This window comes from Aureimonas frigidaquae (assembly GCF_001463905.1).
Classification (GTDB): Bacteria; Pseudomonadota; Alphaproteobacteria; order Rhizobiales; family Rhizobiaceae; genus Aureimonas; species Aureimonas frigidaquae.
In genome coordinates, this window is record NZ_BBWR01000010.1 from 35,931 (window position 1) to 57,248 (window position 21,318).

At 66.8% G+C, this 21,318-nt stretch carries 21 protein-coding genes; 14 read left to right on the forward strand and 7 right to left on the reverse strand.

Going from position 1 to position 21,318, the window contains the following annotated elements:
• The first annotated feature begins 44 nt into the window (after positions 1–44).
• A complete protein-coding gene (locus AUL30_RS10870) occupies positions 45–392 on the forward strand; it encodes an RcnB family protein (RefSeq protein WP_062227916.1) in 348 nt (115 codons plus the stop codon).
• On the opposite strand, the gene AUL30_RS10875 is transcribed toward AUL30_RS10870, so the two are convergent.
• The 3 genes from AUL30_RS10875 to AUL30_RS10885 form a co-directional block, all read right to left on the reverse strand.
• Entirely contained in the window at positions 389–1,369 is a 981-nt protein-coding gene (locus tag AUL30_RS10875; RefSeq protein ID WP_062227917.1) for a LysR family transcriptional regulator, read from the reverse strand. The two genes, AUL30_RS10870 and AUL30_RS10875, sit on opposite strands and share 4 nt — an antisense overlap.
• 73 nt (positions 1,370–1,442) lie before the next feature.
• Positions 1,443–2,753 (reverse strand): cytosine deaminase, encoded by a 1,311-nt coding sequence (locus AUL30_RS10880; protein WP_062227918.1) that lies wholly within the window; start codon positions 2,751–2,753, stop codon positions 1,443–1,445.
• Between the two features lie 26 nt (positions 2,754–2,779).
• Positions 2,780–3,721: a LysR family transcriptional regulator gene (locus tag AUL30_RS10885; protein WP_062227919.1), complete on the reverse strand. Its 942-nt coding sequence runs from the start codon at positions 3,719–3,721 to the stop codon at positions 2,780–2,782.
• Positions 3,722–4,036: 315 nt separating this feature from the next.
• Between AUL30_RS10885 and AUL30_RS10890 the strand changes: the two genes are divergently transcribed.
• From AUL30_RS10890 to AUL30_RS10925, 8 genes are all read left to right on the forward strand, one after another.
• Complete coding sequence (locus AUL30_RS10890; RefSeq protein ID WP_062227920.1) at positions 4,037–5,188, forward strand: ABC transporter substrate-binding protein; 1,152 nt, start codon at positions 4,037–4,039, stop codon at positions 5,186–5,188.
• A gap of 89 nt (positions 5,189–5,277) precedes the next feature.
• Positions 5,278–6,147 carry an ABC transporter permease gene (locus tag AUL30_RS10895; RefSeq protein WP_062227921.1) on the forward strand — a complete coding sequence of 290 codons (870 nt, stop codon included), beginning with the start codon at positions 5,278–5,280 and terminating at the stop codon, positions 6,145–6,147.
• Complete coding sequence (locus AUL30_RS10900) at positions 6,144–6,965, forward strand: ABC transporter permease (protein ID WP_244490796.1); 822 nt, start codon at positions 6,144–6,146, stop codon at positions 6,963–6,965. Before AUL30_RS10895 ends, AUL30_RS10900 begins: the two co-directional genes overlap by 4 nt.
• Positions 6,962–8,044, forward strand: a complete 1,083-nt coding sequence (locus tag AUL30_RS20290; protein ID WP_062227922.1) for an ABC transporter ATP-binding protein — start codon at positions 6,962–6,964, stop codon at positions 8,042–8,044. Before AUL30_RS10900 ends, AUL30_RS20290 begins: the two co-directional genes overlap by 4 nt.
• 16 nt (positions 8,045–8,060) lie before the next feature.
• The gene (locus tag AUL30_RS10910) at positions 8,061–9,563 is read left to right on the forward strand and encodes an amidohydrolase family protein (RefSeq protein WP_062227923.1); all 1,503 of its coding nucleotides are present in this window, start codon (positions 8,061–8,063) and stop codon (positions 9,561–9,563) included.
• Positions 9,556–10,335: a creatininase gene (locus AUL30_RS10915; RefSeq protein ID WP_062227924.1), complete on the forward strand. Its 780-nt coding sequence runs from the start codon at positions 9,556–9,558 to the stop codon at positions 10,333–10,335. Before AUL30_RS10910 ends, AUL30_RS10915 begins: the two co-directional genes overlap by 8 nt.
• Positions 10,336–10,422: 87 nt before the next feature.
• On the forward strand, positions 10,423–10,839 hold the full coding sequence (locus tag AUL30_RS10920; RefSeq protein ID WP_062227925.1) for a DoxX family protein: 417 nt from the start codon (positions 10,423–10,425) through the stop codon (positions 10,837–10,839).
• 130 nt (positions 10,840–10,969) lie between these two features.
• Positions 10,970–11,446 carry a DUF992 domain-containing protein gene (locus tag AUL30_RS10925; protein WP_062227926.1) on the forward strand — a complete coding sequence of 159 codons (477 nt, stop codon included), beginning with the start codon at positions 10,970–10,972 and terminating at the stop codon, positions 11,444–11,446.
• A gap of 128 nt (positions 11,447–11,574) precedes the next feature.
• Here AUL30_RS10925 and AUL30_RS10930 read toward each other — a convergent pair whose 3' ends face one another.
• From AUL30_RS10930 to AUL30_RS10940, 3 genes are read right to left on the reverse strand one after another with little or no spacing between them, the layout of a single operon-like run.
• On the reverse strand, positions 11,575–12,264 hold the full coding sequence (locus AUL30_RS10930) for a class II aldolase/adducin family protein (protein WP_062227927.1): 690 nt from the start codon (positions 12,262–12,264) through the stop codon (positions 11,575–11,577).
• 31 nt (positions 12,265–12,295) lie between these two features.
• The gene (locus tag AUL30_RS10935) at positions 12,296–13,729 is read right to left on the reverse strand and encodes an FGGY family carbohydrate kinase (RefSeq protein WP_062227928.1); all 1,434 of its coding nucleotides are present in this window, start codon (positions 13,727–13,729) and stop codon (positions 12,296–12,298) included.
• A gap of 35 nt (positions 13,730–13,764) precedes the next feature.
• Positions 13,765–14,796, reverse strand: coding sequence for a LacI family DNA-binding transcriptional regulator (locus AUL30_RS10940; protein ID WP_062227929.1), 1,032 nt, complete (start codon positions 14,794–14,796; stop codon positions 13,765–13,767).
• Positions 14,797–15,036: 240 nt separating this feature from the next.
• Between AUL30_RS10940 and AUL30_RS10945 the strand changes: the two genes are divergently transcribed.
• From AUL30_RS10945 to AUL30_RS10965, 5 genes are read left to right on the forward strand one after another with little or no spacing between them, the layout of a single operon-like run.
• Positions 15,037–15,978: a substrate-binding domain-containing protein gene (locus AUL30_RS10945; RefSeq protein WP_062228037.1), complete on the forward strand. Its 942-nt coding sequence runs from the start codon at positions 15,037–15,039 to the stop codon at positions 15,976–15,978.
• 59 nt (positions 15,979–16,037) lie between these two features.
• Positions 16,038–17,579, forward strand: coding sequence for a sugar ABC transporter ATP-binding protein (locus AUL30_RS10950; protein ID WP_062227930.1), 1,542 nt, complete (start codon positions 16,038–16,040; stop codon positions 17,577–17,579).
• Complete coding sequence (locus AUL30_RS10955; protein ID WP_062227931.1) at positions 17,572–18,576, forward strand: ABC transporter permease; 1,005 nt, start codon at positions 17,572–17,574, stop codon at positions 18,574–18,576. Before AUL30_RS10950 ends, AUL30_RS10955 begins: the two co-directional genes overlap by 8 nt.
• Positions 18,573–19,634, forward strand: coding sequence for an ABC transporter permease (locus tag AUL30_RS10960; RefSeq protein ID WP_083507866.1), 1,062 nt, complete (start codon positions 18,573–18,575; stop codon positions 19,632–19,634). Before AUL30_RS10955 ends, AUL30_RS10960 begins: the two co-directional genes overlap by 4 nt.
• A 3-nt stretch (positions 19,635–19,637) precedes the next feature.
• On the forward strand, positions 19,638–20,492 hold the full coding sequence (locus tag AUL30_RS10965; protein ID WP_062227932.1) for a sugar phosphate isomerase/epimerase family protein: 855 nt from the start codon (positions 19,638–19,640) through the stop codon (positions 20,490–20,492).
• 84 nt (positions 20,493–20,576) lie between these two features.
• On the opposite strand, the gene AUL30_RS10970 is transcribed toward AUL30_RS10965, so the two are convergent.
• Positions 20,577–21,302, reverse strand: a complete 726-nt coding sequence (locus AUL30_RS10970) for an SDR family oxidoreductase (RefSeq protein ID WP_062227933.1) — start codon at positions 21,300–21,302, stop codon at positions 20,577–20,579.
• Positions 21,303–21,318: the final 16 nt, after the last annotated feature.

The window sequence follows — 21,318 nt, forward strand, 5'->3', positions numbered from 1 at the left end:
TGCCGGCGACGATTGTTGCATCACCGGAACAAAGGAACGCAGCCATGTTCAAACGTCTTCTGATCGCCGTGTCGGCCCTCTCCATGCTGGCCGCCCCCATGGCCCAGGCGCAGGCGCAAAGCCGCCATGACGGGCCGCGCCACGGCTACCATCATAGCCAGCCGCGTTTCCATGCGCCCCAGCGCATGGAGCCACAGCGCGCCGGGCCGCCGCGCCACCATCTGCGCAAAGGTCAGCGCGTGCAGAACTGGCAACGCTACCAGCGTGTCGATCACCGGCGCTACAAGCTGCGGGCGCCGTCCCGGGGCCAGCAATGGGTGCGGGCCGGCAACGACTATCTCCTGATCGCGGCAGCGACGGGCCTCGTCATCGCCATGGCGACGGCGCGCTAGAGCGTGGCAGCCAGCGTGCTGAGCGGTGCGGGCCCCGTCTGTGCGGACGACCCGCCCTCCTTCAGCCGCGCCTGCCAGGTGCCGGAGGCAACCAGCCCGGCGATCACATCGGCAAGGCAGCGCGCCACCACGTCGCTGCCTTGCGGGTTCATGGTACGCCGGGACACGACGACGGAAAGGCGCCAGGAGGGCGTCGGGTCGACAATGCGCACCGCCGCCATCTCACCCCGCTCCAGTTCCGACAGGAAGGCGAAATGCGGCATGATCGTGCAATGGCCTTCCTCTGCGACCAGTCGGGCAATGGCCGGCAGGCTGTCGCAATCCAGTGCGGCGGGCACGATATCGTGCCGGGCGGCGAGGCGCTCGACCAGGCCGCGCAGCACATGCGGCCGGCCGGGCAGCACCAGGGGCAGATCGAAAACCCGGTCGAAGCTGATCGAAGCGCGCCGCGCCAGCGGGCTGTGCCGCGGGACGAAAAGCATCAGATCCTCCGACATCGTCTCCGTCCAGGCGACGGTCTCGAAGGCCCGATGATCGTAGAGCAGCGCCACATCCAGCCGCCCCGCCTGGACGAAATCGTCGAGATAGCCCGACATCGCCTCCACCATATGCAGGACGATGTTGGGGTGGCGCGATGCGAGCGCGCGGTAGAGCGGCAGCGAAAGGTTCCGGGCCGCCGACGTCGGCAGCCCCACACAGACGCGCCCGGTCGGGTTTCCCGCGCGGGACTGGATGGCTTCGCGCGCCCTGTCCACGCCGTTCAGGATCTTGCGCGCATGGTCGTAGAACTGGCGGCCGAGTTCCGTCAGCGCCGCGCCGCGGGCATGGCGCACCAGGAGTTCGGCGCCGAGCTCATCCTCCAGATTGCGCATCTGCTGGCTGAGGGACGGCTGTGCGATCCGCAGAGTTTCCGCCGCGCGGGAAAAATTGCCGACATCGGCGATCTCGACGAAGTAGCGAAGCTGGCGCAGATCCATGACACCCCCTTCCCCGACGCTGGTCGCATTCTGTGCAAAAGTCAATTTGCACAGAATGCGTACAATTACGGCGTCACTGGCGCTCGTTGGGACCGGGCCAAATGGGTGCGAACTTGGCGATCGAAACCGTTTCCGGGCGGTTGTCCAGGTATAGGCGCGTCCGGCGGGCGGGCGTTTCTGCCAGGATGCGTCCGCGTCGCACCACCAGGAGTCGGTCGGCCCGCAGGCGCACGGCATCGATCGGGCTTGGCGCGTCCAGTAGGACGAAGTCGGCATGGCAACCCGGTTTCAGCCCGTAGCGCTCCAGGCCGAAGGCATCCGCGGCATGGGTCGTGACCGCGTCGAAGGTATAGCGGATATCGTTCAGGCCGATCATGTGCGCAGCGTGCGTGGCCATATGGGCCACATCCAGCATGTCGGCATTGCCGAGCACGTACCAGGGGTCCATGCAGGAGTCCTGCGCCAACGCAACATTGACGCCCTGCGCCCGCAGTTCGGGGATGCGCATCAGCCCGCGGCGCTTGGGGTAGCTGTCCGATCGGCCCTGCAGGTTCAAATTGGCCAGGGGGTTCGCGATGCAATGCAACCCGGCTTCCGCGATGAGCGGAATGAGCTTGCTGGCATAATAATTGTCCATCGAGTGCATCGAGGTCAGATGCGATGCGGCGACCTGCCCCCGGAGGCCCAGACGGATGGTCTCGGCGGCGAGCGTCTCGACATGGCGCGAATGCGGATCGTCGGTCTCGTCGCAGTGAATATCCACTTTCAGGCCGCGCGCCGCCGCAAGCGTGCAGAGTTCGACGACCGAGCGCTGACCGTCTGCCATGGTCCGCTCGAAATGCGGAATGCCGCCGACAATGTCGACGCCCATGTCCAGCGCGCGCACCAGATTGGCGGCGGCCGTGGGTGCGCGGAAGTAGCCATCCTGCGGGAAGGCGACGAGCTGCAGGTCGATCCTGTCCTTGACCATATCGCGGACATGCAGCAGCGCCTCGACCCCGACCAGGCCCTCGTCGCACACGTCGACATGGGTCCGGATTGCGAGGAGCCCCTGCGCCACGGCCAGGTCGCAATAGCGCATTGCCCGCTCGACCACGGCATCGACGGTGCGCAGCGGACGCTGTTCGCCCCAGAGCTGGATACCTTCCAGAAGCGTGCCGGAATGATTGAAGCGGGGCTGGCCGACCGACAGGGTGGCGTCCAGATGGAAGTGAACATCGACGAAGGGTGGGGCCAGCAGACATCCATCCGCCTCCACCACGCGGCCGGCCTCTGCCGTGATGGCCGGCTCAATGGCGGCGATCTCTCCCCCGGCGACCGCCACGTCCATATGGGTGCGCCCATCGGGCAGGGTCGCATTCTTGATGATCAGGTCGAAGGTCATCCTATCCTCGTTCGCGTTTGAAAACTTCAGGCCGGAGTGGCGCCCGTCCGGCGCAGGTCGGCTTTCCAGTGGCCGGACTGGACGAGTGTCTGGACGACCTCGTCCACAAGATGGGCGATGGCGGCGACGGCGCGCATGTTGGCCGCCTTGTGCGACAGGACGAGGGACAAGCGCCAATCGGGCGTCGGATCCCTGATCGCCACGGCGGCCACATCGCCGCGCAGAATGGCCGGGCCGATGCCGAAGGCGGGGTATAGGCTGCCATAACCCTCACCGATCAACGCCAGCATGGCCGGGAGGCTGTCGCAATCCAGCGCCACGGACAGTTCCGTATCCGCTCGCGCGGCAAAGGCTTCGGCAACCTCGCGGATGACATGGGGCCGCGCCGGAAGCACCAGCGGCAAGCCCCGCAGCCGGCGGAAGCCGACGGCGCCCTCCCCGGCCAGCGGGTGACCGACCGGCAGGATCAGGTGCAGATCCTCCCGCAGGAGGTCCATAGTCCGGATGCCGCCCGGGCCACGCCGATCGTACAGAAGGGCAATATCGAGCCGCCCGCTCTGGACCCACTCGTCGAGCGGCCCGGTCATGCCCTCCACCAGATGCAGGGCAATATCGGGGAAGCGCCGCCGGGCGGTTAGGATCAAGGGGGCAGCGAGGCCCCGGCAGACCGCCGAGGGTATGCCGATGACGACCCGGCCCCTGGGGCTTGCGAGCGCCTCGGTCATCGCCTCACGCGAGCGGTCAACGTCGCGCAGGATAGCGCGGGCATGATCGGCAAGGATGCGCCCCGCCGGCGTCGGCGCCACGCCGCGCGCATGGCGGGTCAGGAGCTCGACCCCCAATTCGTCCTCCAGGAGGCGCAGGTGCTGGCTGAGCGAGGGCTGGGCGACCCGCAGCACGCGCGCAGCCCGCGACAGGCTTGCGCTTTCGGCGATCTGCAGAAAGTAACGCAGTTGCCGCAGCTCCATTCCATGCTCCGCCCGCTTGTCGATGCCGGGAGTGTCGTGGCCTGTCGCAGGCTGTCAAACTGCACGTCTCGTATGCACAGCGCCTATCGATTGCACAGTATAGATGCGGCATATGGGATATTTCCCAATCGATTCAGTCATGACGCTTCTATGCTGCGGGCGATGGATGCACTGCCATAACTTATGCCTATGGCTCGTCATCGGTATTTCATCTTTTGATTTGGAGTGTGCGTCGGGCAGTCTGAGGTCCTGCTGCGCTGCCGCAAAGGCAAGCCCGCACATGTTCGACCGTATGTTTTTCGACTGGAGAACAGGATGACGAAGTTTCCGATCACCGATCTGCGCGGCCTGCTTCTGCAGCCGAGCCGCCGCGAGCTCCTGAAGGGTGCCGGCGCTTTGGCCGGGGCGGCCGCTCTCAGCGGTTTGCTGCCGGATGGCGCGGTGGCACAGGAGAATGTCCTCAACATCCTGTCCTGGCCCGGCCATGGCGATCCGGCCTTCGTCAAGCCCTTCGAGGATCAGTACGGCGTCAAGGTCGTCGCCAAGGAATATGTCGGCGGCGAACCCATGCTCGCTTTGATGAACCAGTCCCCTCCCGGCTCCTTCGACGTCGTGCTGGCCGATGCCGAATATATCGGAATGCTGCAGGAAGGCGGCTTTATCGATGAAATGGACCCCGCGGACTACCCGCTGGCCGACTACTGGCCGGAGTTCCAGAAGTTTCCCCTGCACTGGCAGGACGACAAGCTCTATTCGGTCCTGATCCGGTTCGGATATCTGGGCCTTGCCTATCGCACCGACATGCTGAGCCCCGAGGACGTGCAGAGCTACGAGGCTCTGTGGAACGAGAAGGTCAAGGGCAAGGTCGGCTTCTTCGACTGGTATCTGCCCACCATGGGCTGCCTCAGCCTCTACAACGGCAACCGGCCCCCCTTCGATATCGACGATGCGGCCTTCGACACGCTCAAGGAGACGCTCTTCTCGCTGCGCCCGCAGGCGAGCGGCTTCTATTCCATGGCCGATCAGTTCGCCATGCTCACCAATGGCACGGCGGCCATCATTCCCGGCATCGGCGACTGGGTCGTCCTGCTTCTGCAGAACGAAGGCGTACCCGTCGACGCGGTCGTGCCCGAACAGGGCGGCATCCAGTGGACGGAATCCATGTCCATCGTGTCCTCCTCGACCAAGAAGGACCTCGCCAAGAAGTTCATCCAATATGCCAGCTCGCCGGAGGGACAGTTCCGCTCAGCCCGCCTGCCGGCTTACTGGGCCTCCATCCCGAACAAGAAAGGATGGGAGTTGATGAATGAGCAGGCGCCGGAGGATGCCAAAAAACTGCGCCACACCTTCGACGCGCGCAACGTGATGGACGAGTACAAGGAAGGGAAGATCTTCATCCGCCAGACTCCCGTCCAGCAGGACATCGAGACCTGGAACGACACCTGGTCCGAATTCAAGGCCATGTAGGCCCGCTTCGCCCAGACGACGGGCGGCATCGGGCGGCACCTTTGCCCGCCCGACGCATCAGCCATCCGCTCAACAACGGCCAAGGCCCCATGAAACACAGACAGGATGCCGCCGCACGACACGCGCGGGCCCGCTTCGCCGTTGCCCTCGCGGCTCCGACGCTGATCTGGCAGATCGCCTTCTTCGTGGTTCCCATGGGGTTCCTGGTGGCGATGACCTTCTGGTCCGTGCGCAATTTCCGCCTGCAGCCCGATTTCACTTTGGCCAACTGGCAGACGATCCTGTCGGCCGGCTTCTTCCAGAACGCCTTCGTCTACACCTTCGCCATGTCGGCCGGGGCGGCGCTCTTCGTCAGCCTGGCGGCCTTTCCCGCGGCCTATGCGCTCGCCTTCCGCGCCGGGCCCCGCCTGCGCCTGATGGCGGCCGGGCTCCTGATCGTCCCCTTTTTCACCAGCCTGCCGGTCCGCATCTATTCCATGCAGATCTTCTTCAGCCCGGGCGGCGTCATCAACAGTATGCTGGCGGCGTTGTCCCTGCCCCCGATCAGCGTGCTCAACTCGCCCACCGGCACCTTCATCGGCTTTCTCACGCTGACGGCGCCGCTCGTGGTGCTGCTCCAGACCTTCGCCCTCTCCGCCGTCGACCGGCAGTTGATCGAGGCCGCACAGAACCTGCGCTGCGGCCGGATGCGCACCATCCTGGACGTGATCATCCCCTCGGCGCGCGTCGGGCTGGTCGTGGCCGGCGCACTCGCCTTCGTGCTGGCTTTCGGCGACTATATCAGCCCGCAATTCCTGGGCGGGTCGAACCCGCCCACGCTATCCATCCTGATCGCCGATCAGGTGAAGTCGGGCAATCACTGGCCCCGCGCCTCGGTCGTCGCCGTGGTCATGATCGTCACCCTGACGGCCGTGCTCGGGCTTCTCCTGAAATTTGCCTATGGAAGGAAAGCCGCGTGACACGCGCCCGCATCGCCGACGGGGTCCGCAGCGGCCTGCTTCTGGCCTGGCTCGGAATCGTCTTCGCCTTCATCTTCGCGCCCATCGCCTCGACGATCCTGTTTTCGTTCAACGCAGATCGCTTCGTCAGCCTGCCCTGGGGCGGTTTCTCGCTGCAATGGTACGAGGCCGTGTTGAACGACGAATCCGTGCGGCGCGGCCTGTCCAACAGCCTCATCGTGGCGGCAGGCAGCGCGGTCCTGTCGACCTTCATCGGCTTTACGACCGCCTATGTCGACTATCGGTTCCGATTCTTCGGCAAGCGCGTCTACATGGCGCTCGCCGCGCTGCCGCCCACCGTGCCGGTGGTGATCATGGGCGTGGCCATGCTGACCTTCCAGGGACGGATCGGCCTGTCAGGCACGATCTTCGGACTGATCGCGGCGCATGTCGTGATCTGCGCGCCCTTCGCCATGGCCTTGATCCGGATGCGTCTGGCCGATCTCGACCCGGATCTGGAGCCCGCGGCCTGGAACCTCGGCGCCGGGCAATGGACGACCCTGCGGGAGATCGTGGTACCGTTCCTCGGCCCGACGCTGTTTGCGGCGCTGCTCATCACCGCCTCGGTCTCCTTCGACGAGTTCATGATCGCCTGGTTCATCTCGGGCCTCAACGAAACCCTGCCGGTCCGGGTGCTGGCCATGCTGCAGGGCCAGGTCAGCCCGCGCATCAACGCCGTCGGCGCCATGGTCTTCGCCGTGTCCATTCTCCTGGTGGCGACCGCGCAGTTCATCGCATCGCGCCGGCTTGCGGCAGCAGGAAGGGAAAAGGCGCAATGAGTGTTACCATGATCGAGCTGGACCATGTGGCCAAGGCCTACGACCGCCAGCAGGCCGTGGCGGATGTCTCGCTCACCATCGAGAAGGGCGAGTTCATCGCCTTGATGGGCCCGTCCGGCTGCGGCAAGACGACCACGTTGCGCATGCTGGCAGGCCTGGAGCGGCCGACGGGCGGCGAAATCCGCGTTTGGGGGCGGCGCATCAACGAGGATCCGGCCTGGTCGCGCGATACGCCGCTCGTCTGGCAGAACTACGCCCTGTTCCCCTTCATGTCCGTGCGGCGCAATGTGGAGTTCGGCCTCAAGCACCGGGGCATGCCGCAGAAGGAGCGCTCCGCCAAGGCGGATGAATGGATGGGGCGCATGGGCATCGCCGCCTTTGCCGACCGGCTGCCCAGCCAGCTGTCCGGTGGCCAGCGCCAGCGGGTCGCGCTGGCGCGGGCGCTGGCGACCGAGCCGGAATTGCTCCTGCTCGACGAACCGCTCAGCGCGCTCGATCCGCACCTGAAGGTGAAGATGCAGTCCGAGTTGGTGCGCCTTCATCGAGAGCTCGGCATCACCTTCGTCTGCGTCACGCACAGCCCGTCCGAAGCCTTCGCCATGGCCGATCGGGTGGTGATCATGAAGGATGGGCATGTGCAGCAGGTCGGCGCCCCGCGAGACATCCACCGGCACGCCGCCAACCGCTTCGTCGTCGAGTTTCTCGGCGGCTCCAACATGTTCCCGGCCCGGATCGACACGCTGGAGGGCGGCATGGCCGTGCTCGACGCCGCCGGTACGCGCCTGCGTGCGCCTGTCGGCGGGCAGGCGCTCGCGCCGGGCGATGCGGCGACGCTGGTCGTCGGATCGGACCGCATGTCGGTCGGCGGCGCCGTGCCGCCCGGCGACAATGTGATCGAAGCCACCGTGAGCCTTGTCGAATATGTCGGCGCGGCGGTCACCGTCTTCCTGGAGACCGAGCGCGGGCACGACATCCGTGCCCAGCTTTCCGCCCGCGACCTGGAGGCCAGACCGCTGGCCCCGGGCGACCGCCTCCCCGTGCACTGGCCGGTCGAGGCGGGCTATTTCATCCATGACTGACATCGGGAGACGATCGATGAGCACTCTCATTGAAGGGGCGACCCTCATCGCCATGGACGGCGCCCACGGCGCAGAACCCTTCACGGGCGACATCCTGTTCGGCCCGGACGGGATCGAAGCCATCGGCCCCGGCATCGTGCCGAAGGACGGTGACGATGTGATCGACGGGCGGGGCAAGCTCGTCATGCCGGGGCTCGTCAACAGCCACCTCCATTCCAACGAGGCGCTGTACAAGGGGCGGTACGACAATATGCCGCTCGAAGTCTGGATGCTGTACGCCTACCCCATCCTGGCGGCCAAGCCGCTTGCGCCGCGGCTCATCTATCTGCGCTCGATGCTGGTGGCCATGGAATCGCTGCGCACCGGCGTCACCTGCATCACCGACGATCTTTACGAGAGCCCGAAGTCCGAACTGTCCCTGATGGGCGCCGTGGTCGATGCCTATGACGATGTCGGCATCCGGGCGACGGTGTCGGCGCATGTCGTCAACCGCAACTTCCTGGACACGATCCCCTTCTCCCGCGACTACGTGCCCCAGGATCTGCAGGACGAGATCGGCCGCATCACGCCCATGAGCACCGGCGAATACATCGCCTTCGTGAAGGAAGCGCATGCCCGCTTCCAGGGCCGATCCGGCAGGATCGGCACCATGCTCGCCCCTTCCGCCCCGCAGCGCTGCACCGTCGATCTGATGCAGGCCGCCAACGAGCTGGCGCGCGACTGGGGTGTGCCCTTCCACACCCATATCGTGGAGACAAAGGTACAGGGCGTCACCGGGCCGCAATTCTACGGCAAGTCGCTCATGGCCTATATGGACGATCTCGGCCTTCTGAACCCCTGGACGACCATTGCCCATTCCATCTGGGTCAGCGACGACGATATCGCGCGGATGGGCCGGGCCGGCGTCAGCGTCGCCCACAACGCCATATCCAACCAGAAGCTCGGGGCCGGTTCGGCGCCGGTGCGCAAGCTGCTCGATGCGGGCGTCCATATCGGCCTTGGCTCGGATGGCATCTCATCCAACGATACGCCCCGCATCTTCGACGTGATGAAGGCCGCGGGCCTGATGCACAAGGTCAACAATCCGGACTGGGCCCGCTGGCTGACGGCATCGGAAGTGCTGCATGCCGGCACCCTGGGCGGCGCACGGACGGCCCTCCTGGAGGACAAGACCGGCTCGCTCGAAGTGGGCAAGGCAGCCGACCTCCTGGTGATCGACATGGAGACCGCCAATTTCACGCCGCTCCACGATATCCGCAACCACCTCGTCTATTGCGAAAACGGGTCCTCGATCACACAGGTCTATGTCGGGGGCGAACTCGTCTGCGAGGACGGCCGGCTGACGAAGGTGGACGAGAAGGCCCTCCTGGCCGAACTGCGCGCCATGATGCCGGAATTCGTCGCCTACACGAAAGGCGTCGAAGCCGCCAATCGCCAGCTCGAACCGGCCTTCACCAAGGTCGTGCACCGCTGCTACGGCATGGATATCGGCATGACGCGGTGGGCCAGCGATGTCTGACGGCGCGGCCGTCCGCCTGGCGGACATGACATGGATGGAGTTCGCGGAGCGCCTGCCATCCAACCCGATCGTGCTTCTGCCGATCGGCTCCACCGAGCAGCACGGACCGCATCTGCCGCTCGCCACCGATGCCATCCTACCGGAAGAGATCGCCCTGCGGGTGGCCGAGCGGATCGGCGGCATCGTCGCGCCGACGCTTTCCTATGGCTACAAATCGCAGCCCAAGACCGGCGGCGGCAACCACTTTCCCGGCACCATCAGCCTGGACGCTTCAACGCTGATCGCCCTGATGCGCGATATCATCAACGATCTCTGCCGCCACGGCATACGCCGGATCGTCCTGTTCGATGGCCATATGGAGAACCAGTGGTTCATCACCGAAGCCGCGGACCTCGCCATTCGTGACCAGCGCCGCGAAGGGGTGAACGATGTCACCATCCTGAAGCTCGGCTACTGGGAGTTCATTTCGGCACAAACGGAAGAGATCCTCTTTCCGGACGGGCTGATCAGCTGGGCCCTGGAACACGCCGCCGTCATGGAAACCTCTGTCATGCTGCATCTGCGCCCGGACCTTGTGCGGGCGGACCGCATTCCCGACGGGCCGCCGGCGGCTTTCCCCCTGTTCGATCCCTACCCGTTCGACCTGCGCCCCATACCCGCGCACGGCGTCCTGTCCTCCGCCGCCAGCGCGACGGCCGAGAAGGGACGCGCAGTGTTGGCGCAGGTCGTGCCGGACATTGCCAGGGCACTCCAGGATCACTTCGCCGCCTGAAAGGAGCAGGCACGATTCCCTCTGGCGTTCCGCCCCGCCGGGCGTAACATCCGCTTAGGGGAGAGACGGTGGAGGGGACACCAGGCCATGTCAGACAAGATCAACGATGTCCTTCGGGTTCCGGCGGTCGCCTTCGTCGCACGCGTCCTTCTGACGTTTCCCTTCTGGGGCAGCGGGCTTTCCAAGCTCATCGACTTTCCCGGCGGCGTCGCCGAAATGGCGCAGTTCGGGCTGGAGCCGGCCGTGGCCTTCAACATCGCGACCATCATCGTCCAGGTGGGCGGCTCGCTCCTCGTGATCGTCAACCGCGCCACGTGGTTGGGGGCCGGGGCGCTCGGCGTGTTCACGGCGCTCACCATCCCCCTCGTGCACCATTTCTGGGCGATGACGGAGGAGCCCTTCCGCACCATCGCCTTCCACACGGCGACGGAGCATGTCGGCATGATCGGCGCGCTGATCGTGGTGTCGATCCTGTCGGCGTGGACGGCAGGCGATCGACGCTGACCCGGGCCTGACCACGCCGCAGCAACTCCCGGTCATTCAGTCGCCAGCAATCGAAACTTGTGAGAGAGTTCCGCCGCCATGATCCTGGCGGGCGCAAGCCCGCGCCCCGATCCTTGAGAGGAACTTTTCCATGAACGTCATTCCTGCGCTTGCCCTCCTCGTTGCTTCCGTCGCGCTGACGGGCGCCGCCAAGGCGGAGGTCGGGGTGAATGTCGGCCTTCTCTCCTGCGATCTGTCGCAGGGGATCGGCCTGATCCTGGAAGAGAAGCAGGAGATGACCTGCACCTTCACGCCCTCGTCCGGCGCGGCGCAGACCTATACCGGCGTCGTCCATGAATACGGGCTCGAGCTGGGCGATGTGGAATCCGGCCAGATGACCTGGACCGTCCTCGCCCCGAATACGGGCGTCGCGGCCGGGGCCCTGGCCGGCACCTATGCCGGTGCCGAGGCCGATGCTGCCTTGGGGCTCGGCGCGGGCGCCAATGTGCTCGTCGGCGGCGGCGGACGGTCCATCACGTTGCAGCCCCTGTCGGTCGAAACGGAGAAGGGTACCGCCCTGTCGGCCGGCGTCGAAATGCTCGAACTGACGGCTGCCACCACAAACTGACCGCTGCGGCGGCGCTGCCCCGCGCAAGACCTGCATTCTGTCCGGCCCGCGCCTGGCCGCAAAGCCATGCGCGGGCCGAACCAATTCATGGGCGCGCCCATCGGCCGGCCGCCCCGTGCCGACCGCCGTCAGGCTTTCGGGCGCGCGACGTCGTTGACGCCGTCGGCATCCGGGGCAAGCCCGTAGCTCATGCGGCGCATCTGCTCCAGGACACGCTCCATCTCGTCATCGGGCAGGATGGGCGGCTCGCCCAGGGTCAGCGCCTGGACATAGAGCCGCGACAGCGTCTCCACCTCGATCGCGAGCCACAAAGCCGATTCCAGCGTCTTGCCGAGGGCGATCTGCCCATGCTGCCCGAGCAGGCAGGCGAGCCGGTCCTGCAGCGCCTCCAGCGCCGCGTCGGACAGGGCCTGCGTCCCGAAGGTGGCATAGCGGGCGCAGCGTATGGTGGTGCCGCCGGCCACGCCCGTCATGTAGTGGAAGCTCGGTATGGTCTTGTGGTGGACCGCGAGCGTCGTGGCATAGACCGAGTGGCAATGCAGCACCACGTCGATATCGGGTCGTGCCCGCAGGATATCACGGTGGAAGCGCCATTCGGACGATGGCCGGCGGCCGCTGTAGCTCCCGTCGAAATCCATCTCCACGATGTCGGCCGGCTCCATCCTGTCATAGGCGAGCGAGGATGGCGTGATCAGGAGCCCGCTGCCGGTGCGGACCGACAGGTTGCCGGCCGTCCCCTGGTTGATGCCGCTTTCGTTCATCTTGCGGCAGGTCGCGACCATCTCCTCGCGCAGCGCCGTTACGTCCGTCTCTGTCATGTCTTCTCTCTCTCCTCCAGGTTGTCAGGGTTCAGGCTGCCGCGGCCAGCGCCAGGCTGCGCCAGCGGGCCGCATAGGGCAGGATTTTGGCTATCTCCAATGGGCGGGCATCCTCCAGCGCCAGCGGCACCGATCGTGCCGGCCGGCCGTGCGACGCCAGGAGGGCAGCCCCGGCCGCCACGCCATCGGCCTGCCGGTTGAAGGCCACCCGGCATTGCGGGTTCAGCGCCGCCAGGAGCGGAGCGAAGAGGGGATCGCGCAGGAAAGCTCCATCCAGGACGATGGTGCCCTGATTGCCCAGCGCCGCCACGCACTCGCTCGCCAGGAGCGCCGCGGTCATGAGCGCCAGGGACACGCGCTCGCCGGCATCCGCCGGCGCCGGCCCCTCGATCCGGCCGCGGCCGGCGCTGCCGGGAAACAGCCCGTCATCGCGCCCGAAGGAGGGCACCGCGAAGCTTTCCCGCGCGACCAGCGCCTGGAGCGCCGCTTGCGACGCCATGCCACCGGCTGCCCCCTCCCCGGCAATGGCGGCAAATTCACGCCCGCCCTGGGTCAGCGCGCCGCCGAGCGGGCGGCCGTCCACATCGGCATTGAGCGTCATGCCGCGCCGCGGATCCAGGCGGTCGAGTGCGGCATGGTCGGACAGGGCCACGATCCATGTTCCGGTGGAAACGACGGTCATGTGCTGAAGGCCCGCCGCCTGGTAGCGGTAGAAATTGGCGCTGGAATCATGAATGCCGGCGAGCACGCGGCAGGTCGGCGAAAGGCCGGTCCGGGCGGCGATGGCCGGACGCACCGGCCCGAGCGTCGCATGCGCCGGCTGCAAGGGCGGCAGGTAGCGCCCCCAACCCCGGGCCCGCACGATGTCGGAGGGCCGCCCCTCCTGCAGGCGCCAGAAGCCGGATTGCGCCGCATGGTTGGTGATCTCGCTCGCCATCCCGCCGCTGAACCGCCAGGCCCAGTATTGCGGCACGCTCAGGAAGGCCGACGCCTCGCCCGCGGCGTCGGGACGCTCCGTCATCACCCACAGCATCTGCCGCGCCTGATGCGTCGCCCCCATCATGATGGCGCTGCCGCGCTCGGCGAAATCGCCCGATTGCGCCCGATAGACGGCATCGACCGCCTGAGGGGCCGGTTGCTCGTAATCGATCATCGGCAGGATCGGCTCGGGGCGCTCCAGCTCGTCCTCGCGCACGAGGACGCCGCCCGAACCGTGTCCGGCCGCCACGATCGCCTCCAGGCGAAAGCGGCGCGCCGCCTGGCCGAGCGCGTCCAGGAGCCAGGCCTCCGCCGCGGCAAGGTCATGCCGGCGCCAGGGCGCGCCCTCTCTCTGCGTGACCCCATTGCCGGTGGAAATCTGGTCGAGAATGGTTCCGTCCGCCGCCGCGACCGCCAGCTTCAGATTGGTCTTGCCGGCATCGATGACGGCCACGCAGGCCTGTGCCGGTTCGTTCGTCTCGTTCATGTCACGGTCCTCCCCACCGTTCGTCTCGCCTCCCGTCAGGCCAGTTCGGCCCCCGGCGGCCGGTGCGCCGCGGCGTCGCGCGGGGGCACCACGATGCGGCTGCCCGGGGGCACGCCCGGCCCGTCGAACACCGCGAAGCAATGACGGATCAGCTCCTCCACATCCTGGCGCATCATGATGACGGGAAGTGGCATGGCATAGGCGAAGGGGTCCCAGTCGAAGCAGCCGAGCACCGTCGAGGCGGGCCAGCGCCCTGCCGCGACGAGGCGCGCGAGCCCTTCCAGCGCGGTGATGGAATTGACGAAGATGCCGGGCGGGGCATGATCCGCCAGCCGGGCAAAAACCTCCTGTGCAGCGGAGGGCTGGTAGCCGCAGGGCAGGATCGATTCGGGATGAAAGGCGACCTGCCGTGCCGCGAAGGCCGCCTCGAAGCCAATCATGCGCTCATCCGTGGCGAACTCGCCCCGCCGCCCCCCGACGAACTGGATCTGCGCGGGGTCACCGCCGCGCTCGGCCACCATGTCAATCAGCCGCAGGGTCAGTTCGGTCGAGCCACCACGATTGTCGGTTACCACGGAGGGCGCGGCGGCGCCCGGCAGGTCGAGGTTCACGCAGGCAATGCCGGCATCGATGCAGAGCTGGTTCAACGGATCGGGACGGTTGACGCCTGCGAAGATCAGGCATTCGACCGCCTGGGCGATCAAGGTTTCCGTGACCTGCCGCTCGGTCGCATCGTCGCGCTGCGTGCTCACCACGATCGGACAGAGGCCGCGCTCCCGCGCCCGCGCCTCGAAGGTCTCCGCCAGCCCGGCGAAGAAGCGGTTTCGGTAGTGCGGGATGATCATGCCCGCCAGGCTGGAGCGTTGCAGGCGCAATCCCCGGGCACGCTGGTTGGCATTGTAGCCGACGGCCTCCGCCGCCTTCAGGACGCGCCCGGCCGTATCGGCATGGATGCGGTAGCGCTCCCAGGACCCGTTCATCACCAGGCTCACCGTGGAAGCGGAAATGCCGGCCGCCTCGGCGATGTCGTAGATGGTGGAGCGCCGCCCCGCCTTGGCCTTCCGCATTGCCTGGCCCCTTCCCTGCCCCACCCTGTCTACCCTCCCGGAACAGTTTGGAACAGCCTGTTGACGCCAGTGCTAAATGGATTTAGCGTCCAGATCAAGCCGGTCGCGATCATGATGCCGGCACACCGTACGGGGCTTGGGAGAGCCGTTCGGTCACCTGGGAGGAAAGCCATGTCTATCGCCACCGTCACCCGCCGGGCGCTGCTCGGCGCGGCCTGTTTCCTTGCCGTATCGGCGAGCATGCCCGCATTTGCGCAAAGCGCCGACGCGCCGACCATCGGCGTCGTGGTCAAGATCGGCGGCATCCCGTGGTTCAATGCCATGGAAGCCGGGATCAAGGAGCGCGCGGCGGCGCTCGGCGTCAACGCCTTCATGGTCGGCCCGACCAGCGCCGATCCGGCATTGCAGGTGCGTGCCGTGGAGGATCTGATCGCCCAGGGCGTGGATGTGATCGGCGTCGTCCCGAACGATGCGCAGGTGCTGGAACCGGTGCTCAAGCGCGCCATGGATGCCGGCATCAAGGTCATCGCCCATGAATCGCCCGACCAGCAGAATGTCGACTGGGACTTCGAGCTCGCCTCCGTCCAGGGCTTCGGAGACGCCTATGGCAAGCAGCTCGCGGAGGTGATGGGCGGCAAGGGCAAATACGCCGTCTTCGTCGGCTCCCTCACCGTGCCGCTGCACAATGCCTGGGCCGATGCGGCCATCGCCTACATCAAGGCGAACCATCCGGACATGGAACTGGTGGGCGATCGCTACGGCGTGGCGGAAGATGCCGATGCCTCGCGCCGCACGGCGCTCGATCTGATGCGCGCCCATCCGGACCTCAAGGGCTTCCTGGCCTTCGGCAGCCAGGGTCCGATCGGCGCGGCGCGCGCCGTGGAAGAGCGCCGCAAGGGCGGCGAGATCGTGGTCATGGGCCCATTCTCTCCGGGCCAGGGACGCACCCTCGTCCATGACGGCATCCTGACCGGCGGCTTCATGTGGAACCCCAAGCAGGCCGGAGAGGTCTTCGTGACGCTCGGCACGATGCTCGCCAAGGGCGAAGAGGTCAAAGACGGTATGGAGATCGAAGGTCTGGGCACCGTCCATCCCGACGTCGCCAAGAAGAACATCATCGTCGATCAGCTCGTCACCATCAACAAGGACACGGTGGACGAGCTGGCCGGCCTCGGACTGTAGGCAAGCCCTGCGGCGCGGCCTTGCCGCGCCGCTTCCGCCCGCTGATCGCACGAGGGTACATGACGACGGTTCCCCAGCCCGGCCGCCAGGCGGCCCTGCCCGGCCAGCCCGGCGCTCCGGCACTCATCGATCTCAGGCACGTGTCCAAGCGCTTCGGCGGGGTGCAGGCCCTGTCCGACGTCGCCTTCGATGTCGCACCGGGGGAGGTCCTGTGCCTTGCGGGCGAGAACGGGTGCGGCAAGTCCACGCTCATCAAGATCATCAGCGGCGTCTACCGCCCCGAGCCGGGCGCCAAGATGCTCTTCGACGGCCGCCCGGTCGACGGGCTGACCCCGGCCATGGCGCGGGCCATGGGAATCCAGGTCATCTGGCAGGATCTTGCCCTGTTCCCGGAAATGACGGTCGCCGAAAACATCGCCTTCGAAGGCAATCTCGGGGGCGGACCGCGCCTCGTCCATTATGGCGCGATGCGCGAGCGCGCCACGCAGATCCTGAGCCGGCTCGGCGTCGACATTCCCCTCGAGCAGCCGGTCAAGCGCCTGTCCATCGCCCGCCGGCAGCTCGTGGCCATTGCCCGGGCGCTCGTCGCCGATGCGCGGCTCGTCTTCATGGACGAGCCGACGGCATCGCTCAGCCGGGCCGAAACGGACGCACTCCTGTCCATCGTGCGGCGCCTGTCGGCGCAAGGGATCGCCGTCGTCTTCGTCAGCCATCGGCTGGCGGAAGTCCTGGATGTGTGCAGCCGCGTGACCGTCCTGCGCGACGGCCGGTTGGTCGGCACCTATCGCACGCGCGGCATGACGCAGACCCGGCTGACCGAGTTGATGACGGGCAGGAACTTCGATGCCTGCGTCCACGCGCCGGTCGCCCGCAGCGGCACGCCGGTCCTGGCCGTGGAAGGGCTGAGCCGCCAAGGCGAATATCGCGGCATCGACCTGTCGATCATGCCGGGCGAGATCGTCGGACTGACCGGCCGCCTGGGGGCCGGGCGGACAGAACTGGCCCTGACCCTGTTCGGCATGAACCGGCCCGACCGGGGCCGCATCCTGATGGATGGCCGGCCGCTGGCGTTGCGCTCGAACCGCGACGCCATCGCCGCGGGCATCGCCTATGTCTCGGAGGATCGCCTGTCGCTCGGGCTCGTCCAGCCGCAGCCGATCGGCGACAACATCGTGGTCAGCGTGCTCGACAAGGTTCTCGACCGGCTTGGGCTCCTCTCCGCGCCCCGGCGCCGCGCTCTGGTGGATCACTGGATCGGCCGGCTCCGGGTCAAGATCGGCCATCCGCAGGATCCTGTCTCCACCCTGTCGGGCGGCAACCAGCAGCGCATCGTTCTGGCCAAATGGCTGGCCACCGGGCCGCGGCTCCTGATCCTCGATTCACCGACCGTCGGCGTGGATGTCGGCGCACGGGCGGGCATCTTCGAGATCGTGCGGGAACTGGCCGCCGAAGGCATGGCGATCCTCCTGATCTCGGACGAGATTCCGGAAGTCTACTTCAACGCCGACCGCATCCTGCACATGCGCGACGGCGCCATCATCGGCCAGTATGTCCCGAACGAGACGCGCATGGACGATATCGAGGAGGCCGTCCATGCTTGAACGGCTGTCCCGCTTCGGAACGGAAGGGTGGCTCGCCCTGGTGATCCTGATCATCGCGATCACGCTGTCGCTGGCCACCGACACTTTCCTGACCCTCGTCAACCTGTTCGACATTCTCAACTACTCGGCCGTCAACGTCATCTTCGCGGCGGGTCTGCTCGTGGTGCTGATCGCCGGGGGCATCGACATCTCCTTCGCCGTCGCCGCATCGGTCGTGCAGTATGTGGTGGTGACGCTCCTCATCCAGATGGGCGGCGGGAACTGGGCCATCGGCATTGCACTGTCGCTCCTGGCCGGCGCGTGCCTCGGCGCGTTGAACGCGGCCCTCATCTATCATCTCCGCATCATCTCCATCGTCGTCACCATCGCGACCTTCAACCTCTTCTTTGGGCTGTTGATGTTCGTAACGGGCGGCGTGTCGATCTATGCCCTGCCGGACTGGCTCTCCCGCCGCGTCATCCTGTTCGAGGCGGAGACGCAGGCCGGCTGGGCCGAGATCACGCTTCCCGTCCTCGTCATGGCCGTCACCGTGCTGGCGACATGGCTTCTCCTGCGGCGCGTGACCATCGGCCGCCAACTCTTCGCCATGGGCGACAATGTGGAAGGCGCGCGCCGGCTCGGCATCAATCTCGGCGCCATGCACTATCTAGCCTATGGGTGGCTCGGCGCCTGCGCGGGGCTCGCCGGGCTGATGCAGGCGCATTATGCGCGCGAGGTGGTGCCCAATGCCCTTTACGGGCGTGAGCTGGAGGTTCTGGCGGCCGTGGTCCTGGGCGGCGCCCGGCTCGGCGGCGGCCGCGGCACGCTCATCGGGGCGATCCTGGGTCTTGCCCTCGTCTCCGTCACGCAGAACGGCCTGAACCTTCTTGGCATATCGCCCTATGCGTTCCGCATGATCATCGGCTTCATCATCCTCGTCGCCATCAGCCTGTCGGGAGATACGATCGGCCGGCTCGCCGCGTGGATGGGCGCCCGCACCGCCGGAGGCACGCGATGAACGCTTTCCTGTCCAACTTGCTGGGCCAAAGCGGCCGCAAAGCCGGGTCCGGCGTGTCCGGCGGCAGCGAAATCGGCGGGCTCCTGGCCGTTCTGCTCGTGCTGATCGTCCTCCTGTCGCTGACGACGGACCGGTTCCTGACGCAGGCGACCTTCACCTCCATCGCCTTCCAGCTTCCCGAGCTCGGCCTTCTCACCCTGGCCATGCTGATCCCCATCCTGTCCGGTGGGCTCAACCTCGCCATCACCTTCGCTGCCAATATTTCCGCGCTCGTCCTCGCCTGGATCCTCCAGGCGGGCGGCGGCGCGGATGCGGGGCTGGCGGTCTTCGCGCTCGGGTGCCTGGCGGCGATCCTGTCGGGGGCGGCGATCGGCGGCATCATGGGCCTCGTCATCGCCTATACGGGTGCGCACCCCATCCTCGTGTCCCTGTCAATGATGATCTTTCTGCGCGGTCTCGGCGAGTTCCTGACCCGCGGGGGCGACGTTTCGGGCTTTCCGCCCTTCGTCGTGGCACTCGGCCAGGGCACGGTGCTCGGCGTGCCGGTACCGCTGATCATCCTGATCGTCTGCGTCCTGGCCTGGATGCTGATCCTGAACCGCACGCGGCTTGGCTTCTCCATCTATATGCTCGGCTCCAACCCGGAGGCCACGCGCTATTGCGGCGTCGATACCCACCGCGCCTTGACCATGGTCTATGTCCTGTCGGGCATCATGTGCGCCGTGGCCGGCATCGTCATGCTGACGCGCTTCAACTCGGTGCGCGTCGGTCATGGCGAATCCTACCTGCTCATCACGGTTCTCGCCTGCTTTCTCGGCCGGGTCGATCCGTTCGGCGGCTTCGGGCGCGTCGTGCCGGTGGTAATCGCCCTCGTCATTCTGCAGGTGATCGGCTCGGGCCTGAACCTGTTCGGCACCAACCAGCATCTGGCGACGGCCCTTTGGGGCGCGATCCTCATTTGCGTCATGGTGATCCGCTCGGTCTGGGCGCGCCTGCAGATCGGCGCCTATCTGCGCCGCCCCGCAATACCGACTTCAACACACACAACGCAGGAGTAAGGCATGAGTGTCAGTGGTTTTGGCGTGCATACGGCCATGTGGGCCATGGAGTGGGATCGCGCCGCGGCCGAATTCGCCATCCCGGAAGCGGTGAAGCACAAGATCGACTTCCTCGAAATCACCATGCTCGACCCCGAGGGCGTCGATGCCGAGCACACGCGCAAGCTCCTGGAGGCGCACGAGGTCGAATGCGTCTGCTCGCTCGGCCTGCCGCTCGACAAGCTGCCGACCAACAATCCGGACGGCGCGCTCGACTTCCTCAAGATGGCCATCGACAAGTCGCACGCCATCGGCGCCAAGGCGATGAGCGGCGTCATCTATGGCGGCATCGGCCAGCGCACCGGCGTTGCCCCGACGCAGGACGAAATCGACGCCACGGCGCGCGTCGTCCAGAAGGCGGCGGCCTATGCGGCCGAGCGCGGAATGGGCTACGGGCTGGAAGCGGTGAACCGCTACGAGAACCATATCCTCAACACGGCCGAACAAGCGGTGGATCTGTGCGAGCGTGTCGGCGCGCCGAACATCTTCGTGCATCTCGACACCTACCACATGAATATCGAGGAAAAGGGGATCGCCAACGGCATCCTCAAGGCGCGTGAGCACCTGAAATACATCCACCTGTCGGCCAGCGACCGCGGTACGCCGGGTGGCGATACGATCCAGTGGGACGAAGTTTTCGTGGCGCTCGCCGCAATCGGCTTCAAGGGCGGCATGGCCATGGAAAGCTTCATCACCGTGCCGCCGCAGGTGGCCAGCGCCCTGTCGGTGTGGCGCCCTGTCGCCCCCGCGCGGGAAGAGGTGCTCGGCCAGGGCCTGCCCTTCCTGCGCAACAAGGCGCGCCAGTACGGCCTGATCTAAGGGGCGCTTGGCGTTCGAAACGCGAAGGGAGAGCCCGGCCAGGCCGGGCTCTCCCTGACGTATGACCGGTCTTTGTCGGCCGAATCAGACGGCCAGGAAACCGCCATCCACCGGCAGCACGGCGCCCGAGATCATCCGGCTGTCATCCGACAGGAGCATGGCGACGGAGGCCGCCACCTCGTCCGCCTCGGCAAAGCGCGCCAGCGGATGGCGCACCATCATCGGCGCGCTCTTGGCTTCGTCGCTCCAGGCTTCGATGGCCAGTTCCGTCAGGGTGATGGTCGGCGCCAGGGCGTTCACGCGGATGCCATGGGCGCCGAGCTCCTTGGCCAGGACGCGCGTCGCCCCCTCCAGCCCGGCCTTGGACGCGGCATAGGCCAGATGGTTGACGAAGCCGCGATGGCCCGCAATCGACGTGATGTTGACGATGGCGCCGCCGCCCCCGGCCTCCACCCGCATGCGGGCGAACTCCTGGCAGGCGATCAGCGCGCCGCGCAGATTGATGCCGAGCACCGTCTCGTAACCGTCTTGCGTCATCTCGAGCACGCTTTCCAGGACGTTCGTCCCGGCGCTGTTGACGAGATGGTCGCAGGTCCCAGCCTGCCGGATGGCCGCGCGCGTGGCGGCCACGTCGGACAGATCCACCTGGATGGACTGGCCGCCGATATCCGCCCGCAGGCTGTCGAGGTCCGCCGCGGTCCGCGCCAGGGCGACGATCTCGGCGCCGCGCCCGGCCAGGAGCGTGGCCGTGGCGCGGCCGATGCCCTTACCGGCACCGGTCACGATGATGCGCTTGCCCGTGAACTGCATATGATGTGCTCCGTCA